This is a genomic window from Mycobacterium sp. (genome assembly GCF_032162605.1).
In the GTDB taxonomy this organism is placed as follows: Bacteria; Actinomycetota; Actinomycetes; order Mycobacteriales; family Mycobacteriaceae; genus Mycobacterium.
In genome coordinates, this window is sequence record NZ_JAVROT010000604.1 from 1 (window position 1) to 19,979 (window position 19,979).

Sequence of the window (19,979 nt, forward strand, 5' to 3'; positions counted from 1 at the left end):
CACGGGCACGAGCCGATCGAGGAAGTAGGAGTGTGGGGGTTCGAAGCGGGCGTCGCCGGATTGCAGCACCGCTGCCAGTCCCTGTTTGGTGACCACGAAATCGACGAAGAGGTTGATCCACTGCTGCGTAGGACATCAGCACCTCTTCCTTCCGAATCCCTCGGGGAACTCGACCGCCAGTCCGGTGACGGTGACTTCGGGGCCAACCTGACCTCGGCCTTCACCCGGGTGCGCGGTGAGATCGAGACGACCTCACCGGACACCTACCCCCAGTGGCTCACCGCCGTGTCCCGTGGCTTCCTCGGCACGGGTGGCACCAGCGGTCCACTGTTCGGAATGTTCTTCCGCGACCTGGCCCGGTGCACCACTGAGCCGACGCCGACGCTGACGGAGTTGGCGAGTGGCCTGCGAAACGGCCTGGCAACCGTGCAGCGCTACGGCAAGGCCGAGGTGGGACACAAGACCATGGTCGATGCGATCGCCCCCGCGGCGGATGCGCTCAGCGCCCGGGCGGCCGCCGGTGACGACCCCGTCACTGCGCTCGAGGCGGCGGCGGTGGCGGCAGTGGACGGCGCCCGCAGCACCAGCGACATCATCGCCCGCCGCGGTCGCGCCTCCTACGTCGGCGAGGTCTCCCGTGGGGTAGGGGACCCCGGTGCTGCCGCGGTGGCAATCATGGTGGCCTGCGCGGCCGCGGGTGCGGGGGGCGACAACGCGGCCGTGGACGTGTCCTGGATCGGGAGTTGACCCTGCGGGCAATGGGGCCAGCCTCCCGATGCTGAAGGCAACCGCTGCATACCATCGGGATTGTCCGCACTGAGGAGATCGAAGGGAGCAGACGCGTGACCGTCACCGATGACTCCATCGACCGGCAGTCCGCGGTGCCCTACTACCAGCAGTTGGCGCACGTGCTGGAAAGCAGGATCGTCTCCGGGGTCATCGAGCGCGGGGCGCGACTGCCCAGCGAGAACGACCTCTCCGTCGAGTTCGGGCTCTCCCGTGCCACCGTGCGCCAAGCCATGCAATTCCTCGAATCTCGCGGCGCGGCCAAGCGGATCCCCAACCGTGGCGTCTTCGCCAGCGAGCCACCCGACGGCACCGGCTGGATGATCCAGGGCAAGGAGGGGTTCCTCGAGAACGCGATCGGGCACCAGAACCGCTCCGTCACCACCCGCGTCGTCCGCTCGGGGGCCGTCGCACTGCCGCCCTACGCTTGTCGCTCCCTCGACTTGCCCGATGGGACAGCGGGTTTCGAGCTTATCCGGGTCCGCTCACTGGACGGGACCCCAGCGCTGTACAGCACGAACTACAGTCCGCCGAACATCGCTCCGGTGTTGGCCGGCGCTGCCGAGGTGCTCACCGGCCGCGCCTCGCTGACCACGCTGCTGGCCAACGCCGGGTTCGTCATGGGCGGGGCGAACCGCATCATCCGCGCGCAGCTCCCCAGCCCGGAGATCTGCGATGCACTGGGCGTCGAGAAATCCGAGCCGATGCTCTGCATCCGCTCGACCTCGTGGACGTCCGAGGGTCTGCGCTACGACGTCTACGAGACGTGGGTGCGCAGCGACGTCGTCCCGCTAGAGGTCAACGTCGGCGCGCTCGACCTTGGCCCCGGCCGCTGACCGAGCGGCCTCCGAGCCTGGATCGCTGTCGGTGCGCAGCACGTAGGTGACCGCGGCCGCCACGGCGTACAGGGCCGCGAACGTCCAGATCAGCGTCGACATGTGTGGGGAACCCGCCGAGCAGCCCCACCAATGCAGGCCCGACGAACGCGGACAGTCCGGCGGCCAAGGTGTACACGGCCAGTGCGCTGCCGCGGTCCTCGGGCGGCACCATCGACGGCACCAGCGCGGTCAAGGGCACGAAGCCGGCCAGCCCGATGCCGAACACCGCCCAGCACAGCATGACCAGTGCGACGTTGGGCCCGAAGAGCAGCGGCACGTAGTAGAGCAACAGAATGCCGACGCCGCACATGACGCAACCGAACCAGGTGAAGGTGCGTCGCCAGTCGAAGCGGTCGCCGAGGATGCCGAAGGCCAGGTTCGCGAAGATGTTCGCGCTGTAGACGACGGTGACGATCATCAGGTAGGTGCCTTGTGAGAACCCGATCCGATCGACGAAGAACAGCGGGGCGACGACGAAGAGCGCGAAGTTCGGCGCGGTGTTGACCAGCCGGACGAACGCACCAGCCGCGACGCGCCGGTCATGCCACAAGTTGGTGATGCCCTTGACGAGCTCTTGGACTGCGCCGTCGTGACCGGTCGAACAACGCCATCGCAGCGCCCGCGACGACGAGAACCGTTGCCAACCAGAAGGTTCCGTATTCACCGATGGCTGGGATGGTGGCGCTGGCGAGCAGTGGGCCGAGGGTAGCCCAACAGGAGAGCTGGGGGCATGCCTGCCTTGTCGACGAGCCGGGCGAGTCGCCCGAGCGGGGGGCGCTGTGGGTGCTTGCCTCGGTCACGTCATGCCCCTGGTGCGTGTGCGGGGCGGGTGTTGTGATCGACGATCTGATGGCTTTCGACGTCGAGATCGTTCAGGCTCAGACCCTTGTCGACGATTTCCTGAGACTCCGGTGGCAACTGCAACCAGCGCACCAGCACCGCGGCCAGCACGTAGAGGGCGGCGAAGACGACGGTGACGCCGCCAGGGCCGATCACGTCGAGGAAGATCGCCACGATCAATGGGCCGACGAAGGTGGCGGCACCGGCGCCCAGGTTCAACACGGCGATGGCGTTGCCCTTCTTCTCTGGGGCGATCAGCGACATCAGCACGGAGATCGGGGTGAACCCCGCCAGGGTGATGCCGAAGAACGCTGCGCACAGACCGGCCACCCAGTACTGCGGGACGGCATGCGGCAGGAAGTACAGAGCCAGCCTGCTGGCCGCCGAGCCCAGGCAGCCGAAGATCCGCAGGGTGCGATGCCAGCCCATCTTGTCGCTGATGATGCCGAACAGCAGGTTGGCGAAGATGTTGGACGCACCGATGATGAACACCAGCTGCAGCCACCCTGCAGTACCGAAGCCCAGGGTCTCGGCGAAGATCGCCGGCAGGAAGACCAGGAACCCGAATTGTGGTGCGGTGTTGATGATTCGGATGATGCAGCCGATGCCCACCCGCGGGTTCTGGAACGCGATCGCGATGCTGTCGACCAGGCTCTGGCGGGTCGTGGTGGATGCCGCGGCCAGCCGACCACCACCGGTCACCCCGCGCAAGCCGAGGAGTACGAGCAGACCACCGGCGAGACGATGCCAAGGGACAGCCACAGGGTGGCGTACTCGCCGATGATCGGCTCGGTGCCGCTGGCCAGCAACGAGCCCAGCGTTCGATGAAGGGGGCGAATCGGCTGTTCGCGATGGCGTTGGACATCAGTGTTCCGTTCCGTTCGGGAAGATCTGGACTTTGAGCGCGGAGTCGCTGTGCGCGGCGGTGATGGCTTCGCCGTACTGCTCCAGCGGGAAGGTGCGGGTGACCAACCGTTCGACGGTGGCGCCGATATCGGACATCAAGGCAGCGGCCGCAGCGAATGACGTTGCGACCGACTGTGATCCGACGAAGGTCAGCTCACGGTCGAACAGATCGTAGGGGCGCAGCGGGACGGTCTTCTCTGCGCTCACGACGCCCATCTGGAGCAGGGTGCCGCGCTTGTCGAGCAGGTCGATCGCGGCCGCTACGGCGGCGGGATGACCGCTGGCCTCGATCGCGACGTCGGTACTGCGAGGCGGGAGCTGCTCGTCGGGGTTCACGGCGTCGTCGGCGCCGAGGTCCAGGGCAGCGTTGCGGCGCACCGGGCTGGGTTCGACCACCTGAACGAATCGGGCTCCGGCCGCTCGCGCGACGACCACCGCCAGCAGTCCGATCGAGCCTGCGCCGAACACCGTCACGCGCCGGCCGGTCAGCGGCGGTGGGCGGTCCAATGCGTGGAGCACACATGAGAGTGGTTCGATCAGGGCGCCTGCGGACATGCTCAATCCGTTGGGCAGCAGGTAGGTCACCTTCTCGGGGACGGCGACCAATTCCGCGCACGCTCCGTCCGAGGTCACGCCAATCGGCACCAGGAAGTCGCATAGATTCGGCTGGCCGCCAAGGCAGTCGGGACACTTGCCGCAGGCCACGTTCGGGTCGACGGCGACGCTCTGGCCGACCTGAAACTTCGTGACACCCGAGCCGACCTCGACGATGCGGCCTGCGAACTCGTGCCCGGGCACGACGGGGAACTTGCCGGTCGGGTAGTCACCGATGACGAGGTGCAGGTCTGTGCCGCACACCCCCACGGCAACGGGTTCGATGACGAGCTCGTCCGGCCCGGCAACTGGACGGGGCTTGTCGGCCGCCTCGTAGTTGCCCTTCCCGTCGAGTACGACTGCTCGCATTGTCTCCACCTCGTCTTCTACGCCTCGTAGTCCGTGCCCGAGTGCCGGTCGGCCGTGACACTGTGATGCACCATACACAGGGTCGACCGTATCGTCTAGATCATACGTACTGTCTGGACAATGCTGTGACGTGGTCTTACTCTCGAACTACAAGACGGGGGTCACTCCGCTCAAGCTCACCACGGCTACCGAACGGACCCGATGAACCCGAGATGGAAGACGGTGGACCTCTTCGTTTCGTCGACGCTGACCCGTCAGGAGGCCGTTGACTATCTGCTCACTCACCTCCGTACGATCGCCATGAAGGTGGCGACTTCATCCACGACGTGCGCCTCGCCCCTGGCGCACGCCACTCGAACGAGTGGGATCGGTGGACGGGGTCGTACTTGCCGGGGCCTCCGACGGCGTTGGAGCATTGAGCTGAGATAGGAGGCGGGCGAGCGCATGACTACGCACAACGTCGCGCGACTCGGACTGGGACTCGCCGCGCTGGGGCGTCCGGCGTATCTCACGGGTGGGCGAGATCACGACGTCGGCGGCCGCCGGTCGGTCGCCGAAATGCAAACCAGGACAGCTGAAGTCCTGGACGCCGCCTACGCAGGCGGGATCCGCTACGTCGATGCCGCCAGGTCATATGGCCGCGCCGAGGAATTCCTGGCCGACTGGCTCACCTCGCGACCGGACGCTACCGACGTAATGGTGGCGTCCAAATGGGGGTACCGCTACGTCGGAGACTGGCGGATGGACTCGACGGTGCACGAAGTCAAAGAGCACTCGCTGGAGGCCTTCCGTGCTCAACTACGGGAAACCCAAGTGCTTTTGGGTGATCGCCTCGGCCTGTACCAAGTCCACTCGGTGACAGAGGACAGCCCGGTGCTGAACGACCGTGCGTTGCAACATGCGCTTGCCGACCTTCGTGACGAAGGGATGCGCGTCGGACTGTCCACCTCGGGCCCCCGGCAGTCCACGGCCATTCGCGCCGCGCTCGCGTTGGACGTCAACGGATCGCCCCTGTTCTCCTCCGTCCAGTCGACGTGGAATCTGCTGGAGACTTCGGTGGCGCCCGCGCTCGCGGAAGCACACGACGCAGGAGTCGCGGTCGTCGTCAAGGAAGTCTTCGCCAACGGCCGTTTGGTGCCGCGCAGCTCAGATCCGGCGTCCGGGGTGAACAAGGTGTCGCGCCTGGCCGACCAGCTGGGCATCGGTGTGGACCAGCTCGCAATCGCCGCCGCACTGCGGCAGCCATGGGCACCGCGAGTGCTCTCGGGTGCGGTCACCGTGGCGCAGATCGCCTCCCACCTTGCCGGGGCAGACATCGATCTTCCGACGCACGTGATGGGCGAGCTGGCCGACGTGAGCGAGGACCCCAACGACTATTGGGGCGCACGCTCTCAGCGAGAGTGGCGCTAGCGTATGAACGACTTCAGGGCACCGGTGCTCGATCAAGTCGACGTAATCCCTCGCCGTGGCCGAACCGTGATGAAGACTTGACCGAATTGTCAACGCGTCCTGCGGGTTCGGCGATCGACGTACTCGTACGATCACATCGTTAATGACGAGGTGGTTAATTCGAAGGGGTCGGTCGATGCGGGCGGTCAATCTGTCTGTTCTAGCGGTGGTCGTGGTCGCCATGACCGTGACCGGCGGTACGGCCGACGTCGACACTACAGCGGTGAGTCTGCCGCTCAATTCGGCCATCAAGTCGATCTCGCCAGCGCGGGGCGAGGTAGTGGGTGTGGCGCACCCCGTGGTGGTCACCTTCAACGGACCCATCGCCAACCGGCAGGCCGCCGAGCGCGCCATCGAGGTCAAGTCGACCGCGGCCATGACGGGTAAATTCCAGTGGCTCGACGACAACGTCGTGCAATGGGTTCCCGACCGATTCTGGCCGGCGCACAGCACAATCGAACTGTCGGTGGGTAGCAGACCTACGGAATTCGAAACGGGCCCAGCCGTCGTCGGTGTTGCCGACATCTCGGAACACACGTTCACCGTTACCATCGACGGAGTTGCGGCGGGACCTGCGCCGCACCACTTGCCCCACGCGGGCGAAGCGGGGGTTCTGCTGGCCTCCATGGGCCGGCCGGACTACCCGACGCCCGTCGACACCTACACGGTCCTGTCAAAGGATCGCTCGGTGATCATGGATTCCAGTAGCGTCGGCATCCCGGTCAGTGATCCCGACGGTTACCGGCTTGAGGTGGATTACGCCGTCCGCATCAGCAGCCGTGGCCTGTACGTGCATTCGGCCCCGTGGGCCGTCCAGTCAATGGGGTTCGAAAATGTCAGCCATGGCTGCATCAGCCTGACCCCAGCGACCGCAGAGTGGTACTTCAACACGGTCGATGTCGGCGATCCGGTAATCGTGCAGGAATAGCGGACACCTCCCACCGGCTGGCTCACGCGCCCAAGCGACGGCTGCGTGACAGCGGGCTGACTGTCAACCATTCGGTTGACAGCGGGCCGACCTCTCAACTGGCCATCCGCCTGATCCCGATCGAGGCTCTGCGTCCATACGTTCGTCGTATGACCGCAGCCCTGAACAGCTCACTACGCCCGATGGTTTCGCAGTTCGCAGACAGGGCATCGGAGGGGCGGTTCGGTCAGCTGATCACCCACGGAACGTTCGATAGCGCCGGCACCCATCTCAGTAACGTTTCGGTGGGGCTGCCGTTCATCTTCCGCAGGACGCGGGATGGCTCGGCTGGCGGCGCTGCTGTATCCCGCGTACTGCATCGGCAAGGCGGTAGGCAACTCCGTGTCACCGTGAATCCTGGACGGGTCACGTTACCGCCATCTAGTGATCGCGGGCACGGTGGCGGCGATGGCGGTGATGGTCGCGCTCAGCGCGGTGGTGTCGACGATCGGTGGCGTCGTACCGCGGCGTTGCCCGTCACGTCCGCGCTGCTGGGGATCGGCTCCGGTCGCCATCACGTCGTGCCTCACCGGAGCGATCAGCGGCGACATCGGCCAGGATCACTCCGACCGCTGGCCCGTTGTCGTCATGCTGGTAGTCAGCATGGTCGCCATCATCCTTGCCCGGCACGCGCCGTCCGAGTGCGTAGTAGGCAGTGCCTACCAAGAGTTGACCCGTTATGGGTCATGAGCGCCAATCAGTTTGGGGGCTAGTTGTTTTCGGATGGATCCGCGACGTCCAGGCTCAGGTCCTGGTCTGTTCGGGGGTGGGCCGGGCGCTGCGTGTTCAGCAGAGGCCACCGGGTGGTGGATGGTGGATGGCGCCGGTGACTGAACCCTGCCTCTCTTGCTGGGAGGCCAGTCCCGCGTTGAGGGCGTGGGCAAGTTGGTTGTCGACCCGTGCGGTGCGCGGGTCGTCGGGATCGTCGAGTTCGACGCATGCGGCAAGGGCGGCCGAGACGATGTCACGGTCGGCGTGCAGTGCCCATAGCCGCGGGCTAACACCTGGCCACCGCCACAGTTCCGAACCGACTGAAGTGGGGCCCAATGCCACCGTCGCGATGGGCCAGTTCAAGTTGGCATCGCCGAATTCCGGCCGTGAGTGGGTCCAACCAGGTGTGGTACCAAACATGGCCGTCGAGCACCGAACGAGGCGCGTACTCGCCGGGGTAGTGCTACAGGCGAAGTCGAATTCCTCTGCAACGCAACGGATGACCGACGAGCAGGCCATGCCGTGCGAACCGAGATGGAACCAACAGCAACCGCTTCTGTTCACTTGCCCACGCGCCAACCATCCGCGATGGGAAACGCGACGACAGCGACTACCCGGTACCGGCGGTCGAGTCCGACGGACCGGGCGCAATCGGCACACCGTTCGTAGGCCCGTCGCCCGCAGGCGGCGGACCAGATGGCGCCTCCTTACCCGCGGCACCGACCATCTGAGCGATTGGAGCACCGGCCAATGCGGGCGCTGCTATTGGAGCGCCCGCCGGCACGGGTGCGGCGGCGGGCACGGGTGCGCCAATGGGCAGCGGAGCGGCGACGGGCAAGGGCGCGGCGACGGGCACGGGCGCGGCGACCGGGGCGCCGACTGGCACCGGTGCTGCCACGGGAGCAACGATCCCAGAAGCCTCGACCGCGGCAGCGCTGCAAGGCGCCGCCGCGGCTCCGCCACCGCCTCCCAGTGCTGCGGCGCCGGCCGTGTCCTCAACGCAGTGGATCCCGCCCGTGATTAGCGGCACGGCTGCCGCGTGCGGGCTCAACACCATGGCGGCCGCGCACATTCCCGCGCCGGTGACTACCTTGATAGCGAACCGATCAAAGATAATCGTCACTACGGACCCCCTCAATCTTGCTTGGAATAACAGCGGTGGAATTCTTGACAGAACCGAACCGTATAGCAGTCCCGAAATGGTGTCCATACACGATCGAGAATGGTTGCTACGTTGGCGTCAATAGAAACCTCGCCGTGACCGAACCGTTTCGGGCTCGTGACTTGCGGCTCAGCAGGGCACCGCATTTCAGCAGGTCAGGCCGACCTTCCCAGGATCGCACCCAGTGATGCATGGCGAGATCAAGTCTTTGCCGAACCGAAACCATGTCGAGCTCTTTCTCGAGGAGAGGTGTAGACGCTCGACGAGAAGCAGTCGCTCGGAATTTCCGGAGGTTGGCCCGCAACTCATCGGAATTCGACCATGAGGTGCCCAACGCGGAGCAAAGCCTCTAGGAGGACAGTGGCCGTGCCGATAATGAGCCTGAACAACTCGCCGCGTTGGCGTTGCCGGATCCGACGATGATCAAGCAACGAGTCCATCCAATTCAACACTTTGTAGAGATGAATTCAACATATTGTTGTAGCGTCACGCGCATCACACCTTGGAGGTCATGATGCGATCACCGTCGCTTAACCGTTCCCGGCTCTCCGTGCTGTTCGTCGGGATCCTTGCGGCCGGTATCACCGCCTGCGGAAATGGGATCGGCGGCGACGGCGCAGGCCAGCCTTCCGCCAGTGGTGGCCAGTCGGCGATCCCCGACAACGGCGCGCTCATCGCCGCCATTGGGCCGGACGTGGCGCTCACCGCCGGTCTGCCGGCCGCGGTGGCGCAGTCCAAGACCGTGAATGTCGGTTCCAACGTCCAGTCGGCGCCCAACAACTTCTATGCCGCTGACGGCAAGACGCCGATCGGTTACGAGGTCGATCTCGCCAAGGCCATCGGCAGGAAGCTCGGCGTGGAGATGGCGTATCAGGACATGGCCTTTGGTGCGCTGATCACCAGCCTGCAGTCCGGTCGCATCGACATGACGATGGCCGCGATGAACGACACCAAGGAGCGTCAGCAGCAGATCGACTTCGTCGACTACTTCTCCTCTGGCATCACGATCATGGTGCAGAAGGGCAACCCGCAGGGCATCACTGGTCCGGACACGTTGTGCGGCAAGAACGTTGCCGTAGTGCAGGGGACCAGTCACCAGACGTTCGCCGCCGCCCAGAGTGACAAATGCGTGCAGGCCGGCAAGCCCGCCATCACGGTGACCGCCACCGACAGCGATACCCAGAATCAGAATCAGCTGCGCACGGGGCGGGTCGCTTCGATCCTCAACGATCTGCCCAGCGCCGTGTACATCTCTCGGACCGCCGGCAACGGCAACACATTCGAGGTCGTTCCCGGCCCGCCGATCGAAGGCGGCCCGTACGGCATCGGCTTCGCCAAGACTGACGTCGCGGTGCGGGATGCGGTGAACAAGGCGCTGGGCGAGCTGATGGCCGACGGCACCTACCTCAAGATCCTGCAGAGCTGGGGTGTCGAACAGGGCGCGTTGAAGGAGTCCGCCATCAATGGAGCCTGACCTTTCCCCCCGTCGCTCCGCTCGCCCTGACCCCCTGCCAGTCGTCCGGCTCCGGCATTGGGGCCGGTGGGTCAGCGCGGTCGTCATCATCGCCCTACTCGCCGCGCTCTTCGTCGCGCTGGCACAAGCCAAGATCGACTGGGCGTCGGTGCCCGACTTCGTGGTGTACCGCGTGATGATCCTCGGCTTGGTCAACACAGTGTTGCTTGCCGTCATCGCGCAGTCGGTCGCCATCGTGATCGGGGTCGTCATCGCGTTGATGCGCCGCAGCGCGAATCCTGTTGCGAAGTCTTTCGCCTCGGCCTACATCTGGTTGTTCCGTGGGCTGCCCGTGCTGCTCCAGATTTTGATCTGGTACAACCTCGCGCTGGTCATCCCGACGATCTCCATTCCGCTGCCCTTCGGTGGACATCTCCTCAACGAGCCAACAAACGTCCTCGTGAGCGCCTTCACCGCGGCACTGCTCGGTTTGGCACTCAACGAGAGCGCCTACATGGCCGAAATCGTGCGCGCGGGTCTGAACAGTGTGGACAGTGGACAGACCGAAGCGGCGAAATCAATTGGCATGGCGCCGAGTCTGACCCTGCGCCGGGTGGTGCTCCCGCAGGCGATGCGAGTCATCATCCCGCCCACCGGCAATGACTTCATCGACATGCTGAAGGGCACCTCGATCGCGTCGGTGATCGGCGTGACGGAACTGCTCCACGCGTCGAACAACATCTCGTCCCACAATCTACTCGTGATGGAAACGCTGTTCGCCGCTGCGATTTGGTACATGGTGGTGGTGTCGGTCGCGGGCATCGGGCAGCACTACCTGGAGCGCACATTCGGCGCCGCCGAGCGCAGCGTCGCCGCGCAGGCCGCGAAAGCCCTGCGGGCCATTCCGCTGACGAGGGGTGCCCGTGTCTGAGCCACTGCTGCGGGCCATCGGTGTTCGGAAGAGCTACGGGCACACCGAGGTCCTGCGGGGCATCGACCTGGAGGTGCGCCGCGGCCAGGTGGTGTGCCTGCTCGGTCCCTCGGGGGCGGGCAAGAGCACATTCCTGCGGTGCCTCAACCACCTGGAAACCGTCGACGCCGGCCAGGTGTGGGTGGACGGAATGCCGATCGGGTTCGACTTGCGCAACGGCAAGCTCTACGAACTTCGGGAACGCGACGTCGCGAAGCAGCGCCGAGACATCGGCATGGTGTTCCAGCGTTTCAACCTGTTCGGCCACCGCACCGCCTTGGAGAACGTCATCGAGGGTCCGATCCGAGTGCTGGGCATCGCTCCCGACGTCGCGCGCAGGGATGGCCTCGAGTTACTCGACCGGGTCGGCCTGGCTCAACGCGGCGACGCCTACCCAGCGCAGTTGTCCGGCGGTCAGCAGCAACGCGTGGCCATCGCTCGTTCCCTCGCGATGAAGCCCAAACTGATGTTGTTCGACGAGCCGACCTCGGCCTTGGACCCCGAGCTGGTGGGCGAAGTGCTCGCGGTGATGAGCACGTTGGCCGAAGAGGGGATGACGATGGTGGTCGTCACCCACGAGATCGCGTTCGCCGCCGAAGCCGCCGACGAAGTGGTCTTCATGGCCGACGGGTCCGTCGTGGAAACCGGTCCGCCCGAACGCGTTCTCAAGGCGCCGGAACACGAACGCACGCGCCAATTCCTGGCCCGGGTGCTCGCGTGAGACCGATCTCACCGCGCTACGAGCTGCAATTCTCCGAACCCGACGGTTATCTCGACTTCGCCCGCTTCGGGCCGCCTTCGCATGCCGTCCTGGACACCACGGCGCGGCTGTTGGAGAAGGCGACACACGCCGGGCCGTCAACCGTTGACGAACTGATGCGGGAAGAGACGCGCGCCAAGGCGGCAGCGGCGAGGTTGTGCCGCAGCGACATCGACCACATCGTCCTGCAGCCGCACACCAGCCTTGGGTTGTTGCAGGCGGCCTTCAATGCCCCCGGCGGCACCGTGTTGGTGTCGGCCGCGGAGTTCCCGGCCAACACCTACCCGTGGGCCCGCGCCGAGCAGGCCGGGCGACTGTCGGTGCGCCGCTTGCCGGGTGGATTCGTCACCGCGGACCGGGTCGCGGAAGCGCTGACCGACGACATCTCGATGGTCTCGGTCAGCGCCGTCGACTACCGCACCGGTTACCGCGCCGACCTGGCCGCGCTGCGTGAGATCGTCGGCGACCGACTGCTCGTCGTGGACGGCATTCAGGGCTTTGGCGTGATCGAGGCACCGTGGGAGGTGGCGGACGTCCTCGTCGTGGGCGGTCAGAAATGGCTGCGGGCCGGGTGGGGGACCGGATTCGCCATGCTGTCGGACCGGTCGCTGGAACGGATGGACCCGGTGCTGTCGGGCTGGACCGGCGCACGTGATCCCGGGTTGTTCGACGACGAGATCCATCCCGCTGACAGCACGGCGGCAGCGTGGTCGATATCGAACTTGAGCCCCGTGACCTCCGGGGCATTCGCCGCGGCGCTTGAGTTGGTCGAGGAGGCCGGCGTCGGCACGATCGCTGCCCACATCGCGGCGCGAGTCGAGGCGCTCGAGGACGTGCTCCTTTCCCAGGGCGCGCAGATCGTGTCCTCGCGCGAGCGGCGGGCCGGCATACTGGCGTTCACCTTGTCCGAGCATCCGCCCGAGCAGATCGGTGCCGCGCTGAACGCGGCGGGCATCGCGGCAACCGTTCGGCCCGAACACATTCGACTATCGCCGCACGCCTCGACGCCATTGGACATCGCCGACCGGATCAGAGCGGTCCTGGTCTCACTGACGAACCCGAATCGGGTGGAGCCCACACCGCCTCCGGCTGCAGCCGGTAACTTCACGCACCAACTGCTCGCTTCGTTGGTACCGGCGGTACGCGGGCTCGCGGCCATGCTGGGACCCGGTAATGAGGTGCTGTTACACGACCTGTCCCAGCTGCCGGACTCGATCGCGGCCATCGCCGGCGATCTCACCAATCGCACGGTCGGTGGACCGATGACGGATCTGCTGCTCGGGCTGATTCGTCGCGGCACCACCCAGGACCTCATCAATTACCGCACCAACGGTCCTGACGGGCGGCCGATCCGCTCCTCCACCCTGTTCCTGCGGGACGCCGACGGTGTCGCGATCGGCTGTCTATGCGTGAACAGCGAACTGCCCGAATCTCTTTCGTCTGACGCGCCGCAGCGGGAGGAGAGCTTCCCACCCGACGTCGACAGTTTGCAACGGTTCCTGGTGGATCGCGCCATCGCCAAGGTCGGCGTGCAGACGGTCGAGATGAAGAAGCATCACAAGGCGGCGGTCGTCCGAGAGCTCGACGAAGCGGGTTTCTTCCTCATCAGGGACTCCGTCGACCATGTTGCAGGACAACTGGACGTGACCCGTTACACGATCTACAACTACCTCAACGAGATCCGAGGCTGACCGCCCGAAAGAGCAACTCCGCTGCCGTATCGCCGGGATCCCCCGAGTACGCAATTCACTTGGCCGGTCGCTGCAGTCCAAGGTGATCGCGAAGCGTGGGTCCGGTGTACTCCGTACGGTAGCGGCCCCGGCGCTGCAGGATTGGCACGACGTGATCGACGAATGTTGTCAGCTCGTACGGCAGTGTCGATCCCATGACCGTGAATCCGTCGATGGCGCCGGCGTCCTGCCAGGCGATGACGTAGTCGGCGAGCTGCTCGGGTGTCCCGATGAAATGCGACTGTCCAGCGCCGCCGCTTACGTGCTGCGCGACCTCGCGCAAGGAGGCCTCCGGTCGAGCCCGCGCGGCGGCGTAGAGCTGATCCGCGCGAGTAGACGGAGACTGCTCGGCCCAGAGGTGTGCGGGCAGCGGGGCATCCGGGTCGAAGGCGTCTGGATCGAGCCCGGCGGTGTACAGGGCGTTCTGCCAGCGGAACTCGGGACTGGCCAGTTCTTCCAACTGCCTCGCCCGGGCCTGGGCTTCGGCCTCGGTGCCGCCCAGGGTCACCATCAACGCCGGCAGCACCAGGACCTGGTCGGGGTCACGGCCCAAGGCGGCCGCCTTGGTGTGGAGCCCCGCCCGGAAGGCCACCGCGGCCTCCAGCGAGGGCGGCCCGGAAAAGGCCATCTCGGCGTATCGTGCGGCCAGCTCGACGCCCGCCCCTGACTGTCCTGCCAGAACGAGCACCGGGTGACCCTGCGGCGGGCGGGGAAACGGCTGGACCCCGTCAACGTCGTAATACTGGCCGTGAAACCGAGGGGCATGCAACTTGCTCCGGTCGGCCCAGACGCCGCGTTCGCGGTCACCGATGACGGCAGCGTCTTCCCAGCTGTCCCACACGCGCGTGACGACCTCGACGAATTCGCGAGCGCGCGCGTAGCGGTCGGCATGGTCGGGGTGCGCAGGCTCACCGAAGTTCGCCGCGGCCAGTGGCGTAACGGTAGTGACGATGTTCCAGCCGGCGCGACCGCCGCTCAGATGATCCAGCGTCGCGAAGCGGCGGGCGAGCTCCCAGGGCTTGCTGTAGGTCGTCGACCCCGTCCCGATCAGCCCGATGTGACTGGTGACTGCCGCCAGGGCGGAGAGCACCGAGATCGGGTCGAACTGCGTCTGAGGCAGGTACGTGGCGCGGTACTCGGCGATGGCGATGTTGTCGGCCAAGAAGATCGAGTCCATCAAGCCGCGTTCGGCGGTCTGCGCGATGTCCGAGTAATACGAGAGTCCGAGGACGTTGCGGACATCGTCGTCGACCACACGCCAGGCGGATTCGTGATAACCGTTCGGCCAGACGAAGGCGTTGAAGTGCAGTGACCGTGCGCTCACGAGCACGGGTCCTTCATCGCAGGTCCTTACGCAACACACGCCGACAAACACTCTGCGCAACACGACGAGTCGGTGAAATAGTCCTTGCCCTTCCTTGATGACGACGGGCGGATGGACCTTTGTGGGCTGAGGGGGCGAGCCCCGTCAGGTGTGTCGGTTGGCCCAGCCGTCATCGTTGTGGGCCAGCAGATGCAGTTCACGCTCCCAGGCGCGATCGCGCAATAGGTCCAGCCCTCTACGGATGACGAAGGCCACCAAAGCACTGCAGACCACGATGACGACCCAGACAGTCCCCGCGACGCCGAGCGCGCTCAGCTTGGCGTCATCCGTCGTCAGCGGTGCAGCGACCACCTTCCCGGTGTCATCCAGCCAAAGCTTCAGTGACTCACCCGCCTTGACCGTCGCGGGGGTGACGACCCGTTCGGTTCGCAACCGTGTTCCCTCGTGCCACTGCGCGCGCACATAGGCAGGACTGTCGAAGTCCGCCGGCATACTGGCGCTGCCTTCAACCGCCACGGCCTCGACGAAGTGACGACTGCGCGCCTGTTCGTTGGCGGTGCGCACACCCGCGTCGTAAACCTGGGTTGCTGCCTGCGTCCCGACGGGGATGGCAAAGAGGGCAGTGACGAGCACGGCGAGGACTGTCAGCGCTTCGAGTCGATCGCTTGCACGGACTAGCGGGTTGAACCCGAGCGCGCGCAGATGCCAACGAAATCGTCTAGCAAACGTTGTGACGCCCATCACCACAGTTCACCTGTAGACACGTCTCTTCTCGCAAACACCATTCACATGGTGACACTCGCGGCGCTGGGCCGCCAGTCATGCCGGGGCAAGGGCGATGGACATCACAGCCGCAGGCGAACGCCTTTCCGGCGTGGGTGGCGACGGCCGCTATCGCAGTGATCCGCATTGATCGCCAAGGTCAGGCGGTCATGAGGTAGTCCGCCCCGCCCACATAGACGATGCTGGATGGGGTGGGGGTAGTTGCCGCGTTGACGATCGCTGCGGCGAACTCGTTCACCGTCGGTAGCACGGCGCGGCTGCGGCGCGCCTCGACGGCGTCGGGGTCACGATGTTGCAGAAGTCTGACGATGATGGTTCCGCCGATCATGTCGCCTGAGGCCACCGTGAAGTGAATACCAGCGCGGTCGAACTCCGAACGCATCGCATAGAGCGCGGTTTCGCCCGCACGCTTGCTCGCCGCGACTGCCGAATATCCTTTCGGCACTGCCTTGTGCGGAAAGAAGTGCGCCTGGTGGCTGGTGACGAAGACGATTCGTCCACCGGTCGGCATCAACGGCATAGCCAGCACTGCAAGGCGCCGCTGGGCATCGCGGTTGACACGCATCGCATAACCGGGGTCAGCTCCCAGTTCGAGGCCGCCGGACGCGTTGAGGATCAGAGCGTCGAGCCGGCCAAAACGAGCAGCGATGGATTCGATCATCGCCGCGGTAGCGACTTCATCAGAAATATCGGCGCCCAGCGTCGAGGCGTTCCCGCCTGCGCTGCGGATGGCCTCGGCAACGGCGTCCGCGCGCTTGGACTTCTCTCGGTAGTTCACGATGACGTGAGTGTCGACCTTGGCAAGTTGCTGCGCGACTTCCGCACCGATGCCCCTCGAAGCGCCGGTTACCAGGATGACCCGTGCAGGTAGTTGTGGCATATCGGTTCCTTCCGTCACTGCCGACGGGTTCGGCTTCGAAACCCAACCGTACACGTGATTCTAAGAAAAGTAAGGCCAAAATAAGGTAACAATAAGGCAATGATCGACCTCGGCCGAGTCATCGTCGCGCAGCGACCCACGGTCGTTCGTTTCGTTCGCGTCGTTCGATCTCGTCGGCGCGATCCTCGGTCCACAGGTCCTCGAAGCGTCGTCCTGGGTGCACATTGGGGATCCCATTCATCACTCGGCTGAGCCACCCCGGTGCGGCGGCCGGCTCCCACTGAGGCAGGGCGGTGCCCAGCGCAAAGAGGGATTTGAGGACGACGAAGACCCCGAACAACGCGTCGGGCGCGCCGGTCACGGCCACCCCGATCAGGCCGAACACGATCGTGAGATGGACGACGACGACACGACCAAGCCCTCGACGAGCGGTCTGCTCGATCTGCCAGAACGACCACCGGCGCAGGCTGAGCAGATCCGCGAAGAAGCCGACGGCGAGGAAGGCGAAGACGGTCAGACACCCGAATGCCACACTGCGCCAGCTGACGTCGGCGAGAGCACGGCCGCCGTTGTGGTCGAGCAGGAACAGAATGGTCCCGAGGAACACGCCGTGTGCCATGCAGAAGGCGAGACTCGATATGGCGAAACCCGTCACGAAGGACGAGGTCTGCGAGCCGCGCCGGACTCCGCTCGGTGCCACGTACTGGAAGTGTCCCCGCCGCGGCGTCCAGCACCGATGCAGGACCATCCTGGCCAAGATGAACAGGCACATCGCGACAGTCTCGAACCAATAGACCGCAAGGGTGGTGCCCCCTGACCAGTCCTCGGCGAACCAACCGACCAACGGGACGGCGATCACCGCCAGCAGGCTCACCAGGTGGACGAATCGAGTCATGTCGACCTCGCCGCGGCGGCCCGGCACATGGGCTCATGGTACGGACACCAGCGGATCCCAAGCCCCGCCGTTCAGGCGGCCTGTCATCCAACGACAATGGTCGGGTGCAGAAGGTCATCGTCATCACCGGGGCAGGAAGCGGACTGGGCCGCGCTACGGCTCGGGTTTTGCTGCAGGCCGGTCATCGTGTCGCGTTGGCGGGGCGCCGACCGGGGACACTGGTGGAGTCTGCGGAGGGTCATCCGAATGCGCGGGTGGTTCCGACGGATGTCACGGATGCGCGCTCGGTGCAGGAGTTGTTCGCCGACGTGGTGTCGGCGTTCGGGCGCGTGGACGTGCTGTTCAACAACGCGGGTGTGTTCGGGCCCTCGGCCTCGATCGATCAGATCGAGGACACTCAGTGGCACGAGACTTGGCGCACCAATGTGGACGGCGCGGTGTTTTGTGCCCGCGAAGCAGTGCGGGTGATGTCGGCTCAGCTGCCGCGCGGTGGACGGATCATCAACAATGGCTCGCTGTCTGCGCACCGGCCGCGCCCGCGCAGTGTGGCGTATACGGTCACCAAGCACGCGATCAGTGGGCTGACGGCTTCGATGCTGCTGGATCTGCGCGATCTCGACATTTGCGTGACGCAGATCGACATCGGCAATGCAGCGACCGCGATGACCGTTGGCTTCGATGCTGAGGCGGCGCAGGCTGACGGAAGTACCACCGCTGAGCCGACTTTCGATGCGGTGCATGTGGCGCGGTCCGTGGCGCACCTGGTTGAGATGCCTCTGGATGTGTCGGTGCCGTCGCTGACTGTCATGGCGCGCGCCATGCCCTACTTTGGACGCGGATGAGCATCGGACGACGCGCTGTTCGCTCGGCGACGACTCACCGGGTGAGTATGGATCGACGGTTGTCCGCACGCCGACCACCCTGATCCCTCCCCTTGGGGGAGGGTCAAGTCTGCGACCAGCCCATCCGAGGCGAGTCCGCGGCATCGCCCGGTCAGGACTCACGGACCGCAGATCACCCTCTCCGGCACTGGCTTTCGTCGAGTGCCCGCCAATCAATCCATGCAACCGGGCTCTGGTCGACACGCTCCGCGAGGTCGCCGACGAACTCGGGGTGACGGTGGCGCCCAGGCGGCGATCGCCTGGGTGGACTCCCGAGGGCCGATCTCGTGCCGCTTGTCGGCGCACGCTATCCCAGCGCCCACATGGCAGCCTGGACTCCGAGCGCTGAGCGGTCTGTCCGGGAGGACCTAGCCGATTGCTCGGTCTACGTGCACCACTTCGTTGGGTAGCGCGATCGGAACGACCAGGAGGGGTTGGGCGCCTTGAAATGGTCTGACATAGGGCTCCCCTGACGAAGTGTCGTTTCCAATGCCGTTCGTGAGGTCCCCAGCACCTTCTGGGAAGACGAACATCACGTGTGGGCCCACCAGGTACCAATCCCTGCCCTCGGGTGGGCGCTCGATCGCGGGATGGTCGAAGTCGGCGCCGGTCTCGCCCATGAGCATGTACGAAGTGCCGATAACGAACCAGTGAAACGTGATCTCACCCCGTTCTGTTCCGGAGAGTCCATAATGGCGCAGCGCCGCACGGTCCTGCCGGCCGTGCTGGCGGACGCGCACCCGACCCGTGACGTGGCCTGGCAGCACGGCCCGTATACCGTCCAGGTATGAGTCGAGTGTCAGTGATCACGGGCGGCGCGGGTGGCATGGGTTTGGCCACGGCCAAGATCGTCGGCCGCGATCACGCGGTCGTGCTGTGCGATGTCAGGCCGGAGCGGCTCGATACTGCGGCGGCCACGCTGAAAGACTTCGGAATGACGCCCACGGTCGTCAACTGTGACGTCACCGACCGACAGGCGGTCACCAGGCTCTTCGAGACGGCGTCCGGACTCGGGACGGTCGCCTCGGTGATCCACACCGCGGGGGTGAGCCCCAGCATGGGCGGCGCCGACTACGTCATGAGGACCAATGCGCTCGGCACGCTCAACGTCAACGAGGTCTTCTTTCGCACCGCCGGCGAGGGTGCCGCGATTGTCAACGTGGCGTCGATGGCTGCTCACATGCTGCCGGAGGAACTGATTCCGACGGGGCAGTTCCCGCTGGCACTGCAGGACGATGCCGCCTTCATGAGCGAAATGGTGTTGGCCTGCAACCTTATTCCCGAGGAGGCGCGATCCGGTTTGGCTTACGCGGTGAGCAAGAGCTTCGTCAGGTGGTACAGCTCATCGCAGGCCGAGAGGTTCAACGGTCGGGAGCTCCGGATCGTCTCGGTCTCGCCGGGGTCCGTCGACACCGAGATGGGCAAGCTGGAAGAGCAAGCCGGTGCTGGTGCGATGGTCACCGACTTCGCGGTCCCGCGCTGGGGCAAGGCGGAGGAGATGGCCGAGCTATTTGCGTTCTGCGCCAGTGGCAAAGCCGGCTATCTCACTGGCATCGACATCCTGAACGATGGTGGCGTGATCGCCTCGATGAAGGAGCGGGCCAGGGTCGCTGCCGGGAACGGCTGACCCTTCGCTAAAGA

21 protein-coding genes are annotated in these 19,979 nt (G+C 65.5%); 11 read left to right on the forward strand and 10 right to left on the reverse strand.

Features of this window, described 5'->3' with window-relative positions; translation table 11 throughout:
* Positions 1–747: dihydroxyacetone kinase subunit DhaL (gene dhaL / locus QOI01_RS34575; RefSeq protein WP_526388510.1), on the forward strand; the 747-nt coding region annotated here is incomplete at its 5' end.
* A 95-nt stretch (positions 748–842) separates the two neighbouring features.
* A complete protein-coding gene (locus QOI01_RS34580; RefSeq protein WP_526388512.1) occupies positions 843–1,622 on the forward strand; it encodes a GntR family transcriptional regulator in 780 nt (259 codons plus the stop codon).
* Here QOI01_RS34580 and QOI01_RS34585 read toward each other — a convergent pair.
* The 3 genes from QOI01_RS34585 to QOI01_RS34595 form a co-directional block, all read right to left on the reverse strand.
* Positions 1,585–2,328 (reverse strand): MFS transporter, encoded by a 744-nt coding sequence (locus QOI01_RS34585; RefSeq protein ID WP_526388514.1) that lies wholly within the window; start codon positions 2,326–2,328, stop codon positions 1,585–1,587. The two genes, QOI01_RS34580 and QOI01_RS34585, sit on opposite strands and share 38 nt — an antisense overlap.
* A 137-nt stretch (positions 2,329–2,465) precedes the next feature.
* Complete coding sequence (locus QOI01_RS34590; protein WP_526388516.1) at positions 2,466–3,206, reverse strand: MFS transporter; 741 nt, start codon at positions 3,204–3,206, stop codon at positions 2,466–2,468.
* A 162-nt stretch (positions 3,207–3,368) separates the two neighbouring features.
* Positions 3,369–4,373, reverse strand: coding sequence for an alcohol dehydrogenase catalytic domain-containing protein (locus QOI01_RS34595; RefSeq protein ID WP_526388518.1), 1,005 nt, complete (start codon positions 4,371–4,373; stop codon positions 3,369–3,371).
* A gap of 444 nt (positions 4,374–4,817) precedes the next feature.
* Between QOI01_RS34595 and QOI01_RS34600 the strand changes: the two genes are divergently transcribed.
* The 3 genes from QOI01_RS34600 to QOI01_RS34610 all read left to right on the forward strand — a co-directional run bounded on the left by QOI01_RS34600 (position 4,818) and on the right by QOI01_RS34610 (position 7,479).
* On the forward strand, positions 4,818–5,783 hold the full coding sequence (locus QOI01_RS34600; protein WP_526388520.1) for an aldo/keto reductase: 966 nt from the start codon (positions 4,818–4,820) through the stop codon (positions 5,781–5,783).
* Positions 5,784–5,958: 175 nt separating this feature from the next.
* Positions 5,959–6,750: a L,D-transpeptidase gene (locus QOI01_RS34605; protein ID WP_526388522.1), complete on the forward strand. Its 792-nt coding sequence runs from the start codon at positions 5,959–5,961 to the stop codon at positions 6,748–6,750.
* A gap of 423 nt (positions 6,751–7,173) precedes the next feature.
* Positions 7,174–7,479, forward strand: coding sequence for a hypothetical protein (locus tag QOI01_RS34610; protein WP_526388524.1), 306 nt, complete (start codon positions 7,174–7,176; stop codon positions 7,477–7,479).
* Positions 7,480–7,575: 96 nt separating this feature from the next.
* On the opposite strand, the gene QOI01_RS34615 is transcribed toward QOI01_RS34610, so the two are convergent.
* Both QOI01_RS34615 and QOI01_RS34620 read right to left on the reverse strand, forming a co-directional pair.
* On the reverse strand, positions 7,576–7,863 hold the full coding sequence (locus QOI01_RS34615) for a hypothetical protein (RefSeq protein WP_526388526.1): 288 nt from the start codon (positions 7,861–7,863) through the stop codon (positions 7,576–7,578).
* A 247-nt stretch (positions 7,864–8,110) separates the two neighbouring features.
* A complete protein-coding gene (locus QOI01_RS34620) occupies positions 8,111–8,623 on the reverse strand; it encodes a hypothetical protein (RefSeq protein WP_526388528.1) in 513 nt (170 codons plus the stop codon).
* A gap of 553 nt (positions 8,624–9,176) precedes the next feature.
* On the opposite strand from QOI01_RS34620, the gene QOI01_RS34625 reads away from it, so the two are divergent.
* Genes QOI01_RS34625 through QOI01_RS34640 form a run of 4 tightly spaced genes read left to right on the forward strand, consistent with a single transcriptional unit; the run spans position 9,177 to position 13,536 of the window.
* Positions 9,177–10,136, forward strand: coding sequence for an ABC transporter substrate-binding protein (locus QOI01_RS34625; RefSeq protein ID WP_526388530.1), 960 nt, complete (start codon positions 9,177–9,179; stop codon positions 10,134–10,136).
* Positions 10,126–11,046, forward strand: coding sequence for an amino acid ABC transporter permease (locus QOI01_RS34630; RefSeq protein WP_526388532.1), 921 nt, complete (start codon positions 10,126–10,128; stop codon positions 11,044–11,046). The genes QOI01_RS34625 and QOI01_RS34630 overlap by 11 nt, the downstream gene beginning before the upstream one ends.
* Complete coding sequence (locus QOI01_RS34635) at positions 11,039–11,806, forward strand: amino acid ABC transporter ATP-binding protein (RefSeq protein WP_526388534.1); 768 nt, start codon at positions 11,039–11,041, stop codon at positions 11,804–11,806. Before QOI01_RS34630 ends, QOI01_RS34635 begins: the two co-directional genes overlap by 8 nt.
* Entirely contained in the window at positions 11,803–13,536 is a 1,734-nt protein-coding gene (locus tag QOI01_RS34640; protein WP_526388536.1) for an aminotransferase class V-fold PLP-dependent enzyme, read from the forward strand. Before QOI01_RS34635 ends, QOI01_RS34640 begins: the two co-directional genes overlap by 4 nt.
* A gap of 55 nt (positions 13,537–13,591) precedes the next feature.
* On the opposite strand, the gene QOI01_RS34645 is transcribed toward QOI01_RS34640, so the two are convergent.
* The 4 genes from QOI01_RS34645 to QOI01_RS34660 all read right to left on the reverse strand — a co-directional run bounded on the left by QOI01_RS34645 (position 13,592) and on the right by QOI01_RS34660 (position 17,457).
* A complete protein-coding gene (locus QOI01_RS34645) occupies positions 13,592–14,899 on the reverse strand; it encodes an NtaA/DmoA family FMN-dependent monooxygenase (RefSeq protein ID WP_526388538.1) in 1,308 nt (435 codons plus the stop codon).
* Between the two features lie 144 nt (positions 14,900–15,043).
* On the reverse strand, positions 15,044–15,640 hold the full coding sequence (locus tag QOI01_RS34650; protein ID WP_526388540.1) for an Rv1733c family protein: 597 nt from the start codon (positions 15,638–15,640) through the stop codon (positions 15,044–15,046).
* Positions 15,641–15,821: 181 nt separating this feature from the next.
* Positions 15,822–16,562, reverse strand: coding sequence for an SDR family NAD(P)-dependent oxidoreductase (locus QOI01_RS34655; RefSeq protein ID WP_526388542.1), 741 nt, complete (start codon positions 16,560–16,562; stop codon positions 15,822–15,824).
* A 118-nt stretch (positions 16,563–16,680) separates the two neighbouring features.
* On the reverse strand, positions 16,681–17,457 hold the full coding sequence (locus QOI01_RS34660; protein WP_526388544.1) for a DUF6498-containing protein: 777 nt from the start codon (positions 17,455–17,457) through the stop codon (positions 16,681–16,683).
* Positions 17,458–17,561: 104 nt separating this feature from the next.
* Between QOI01_RS34660 and QOI01_RS34665 the strand changes: the two genes are divergently transcribed.
* On the forward strand, positions 17,562–18,299 hold the full coding sequence (locus tag QOI01_RS34665; RefSeq protein ID WP_526388546.1) for an SDR family oxidoreductase: 738 nt from the start codon (positions 17,562–17,564) through the stop codon (positions 18,297–18,299).
* A gap of 407 nt (positions 18,300–18,706) precedes the next feature.
* On the opposite strand, the gene QOI01_RS34670 is transcribed toward QOI01_RS34665, so the two are convergent.
* Entirely contained in the window at positions 18,707–19,105 is a 399-nt protein-coding gene (locus QOI01_RS34670) for a hypothetical protein (protein WP_526388548.1), read from the reverse strand.
* Positions 19,106–19,125: 20 nt separating this feature from the next.
* Here QOI01_RS34670 and QOI01_RS34675 point away from each other — a divergent pair, with 20 nt between their 5' ends.
* A complete protein-coding gene (locus QOI01_RS34675) occupies positions 19,126–19,965 on the forward strand; it encodes an SDR family NAD(P)-dependent oxidoreductase (RefSeq protein ID WP_526388549.1) in 840 nt (279 codons plus the stop codon).
* Positions 19,966–19,979 lie beyond the last annotated feature (14 nt).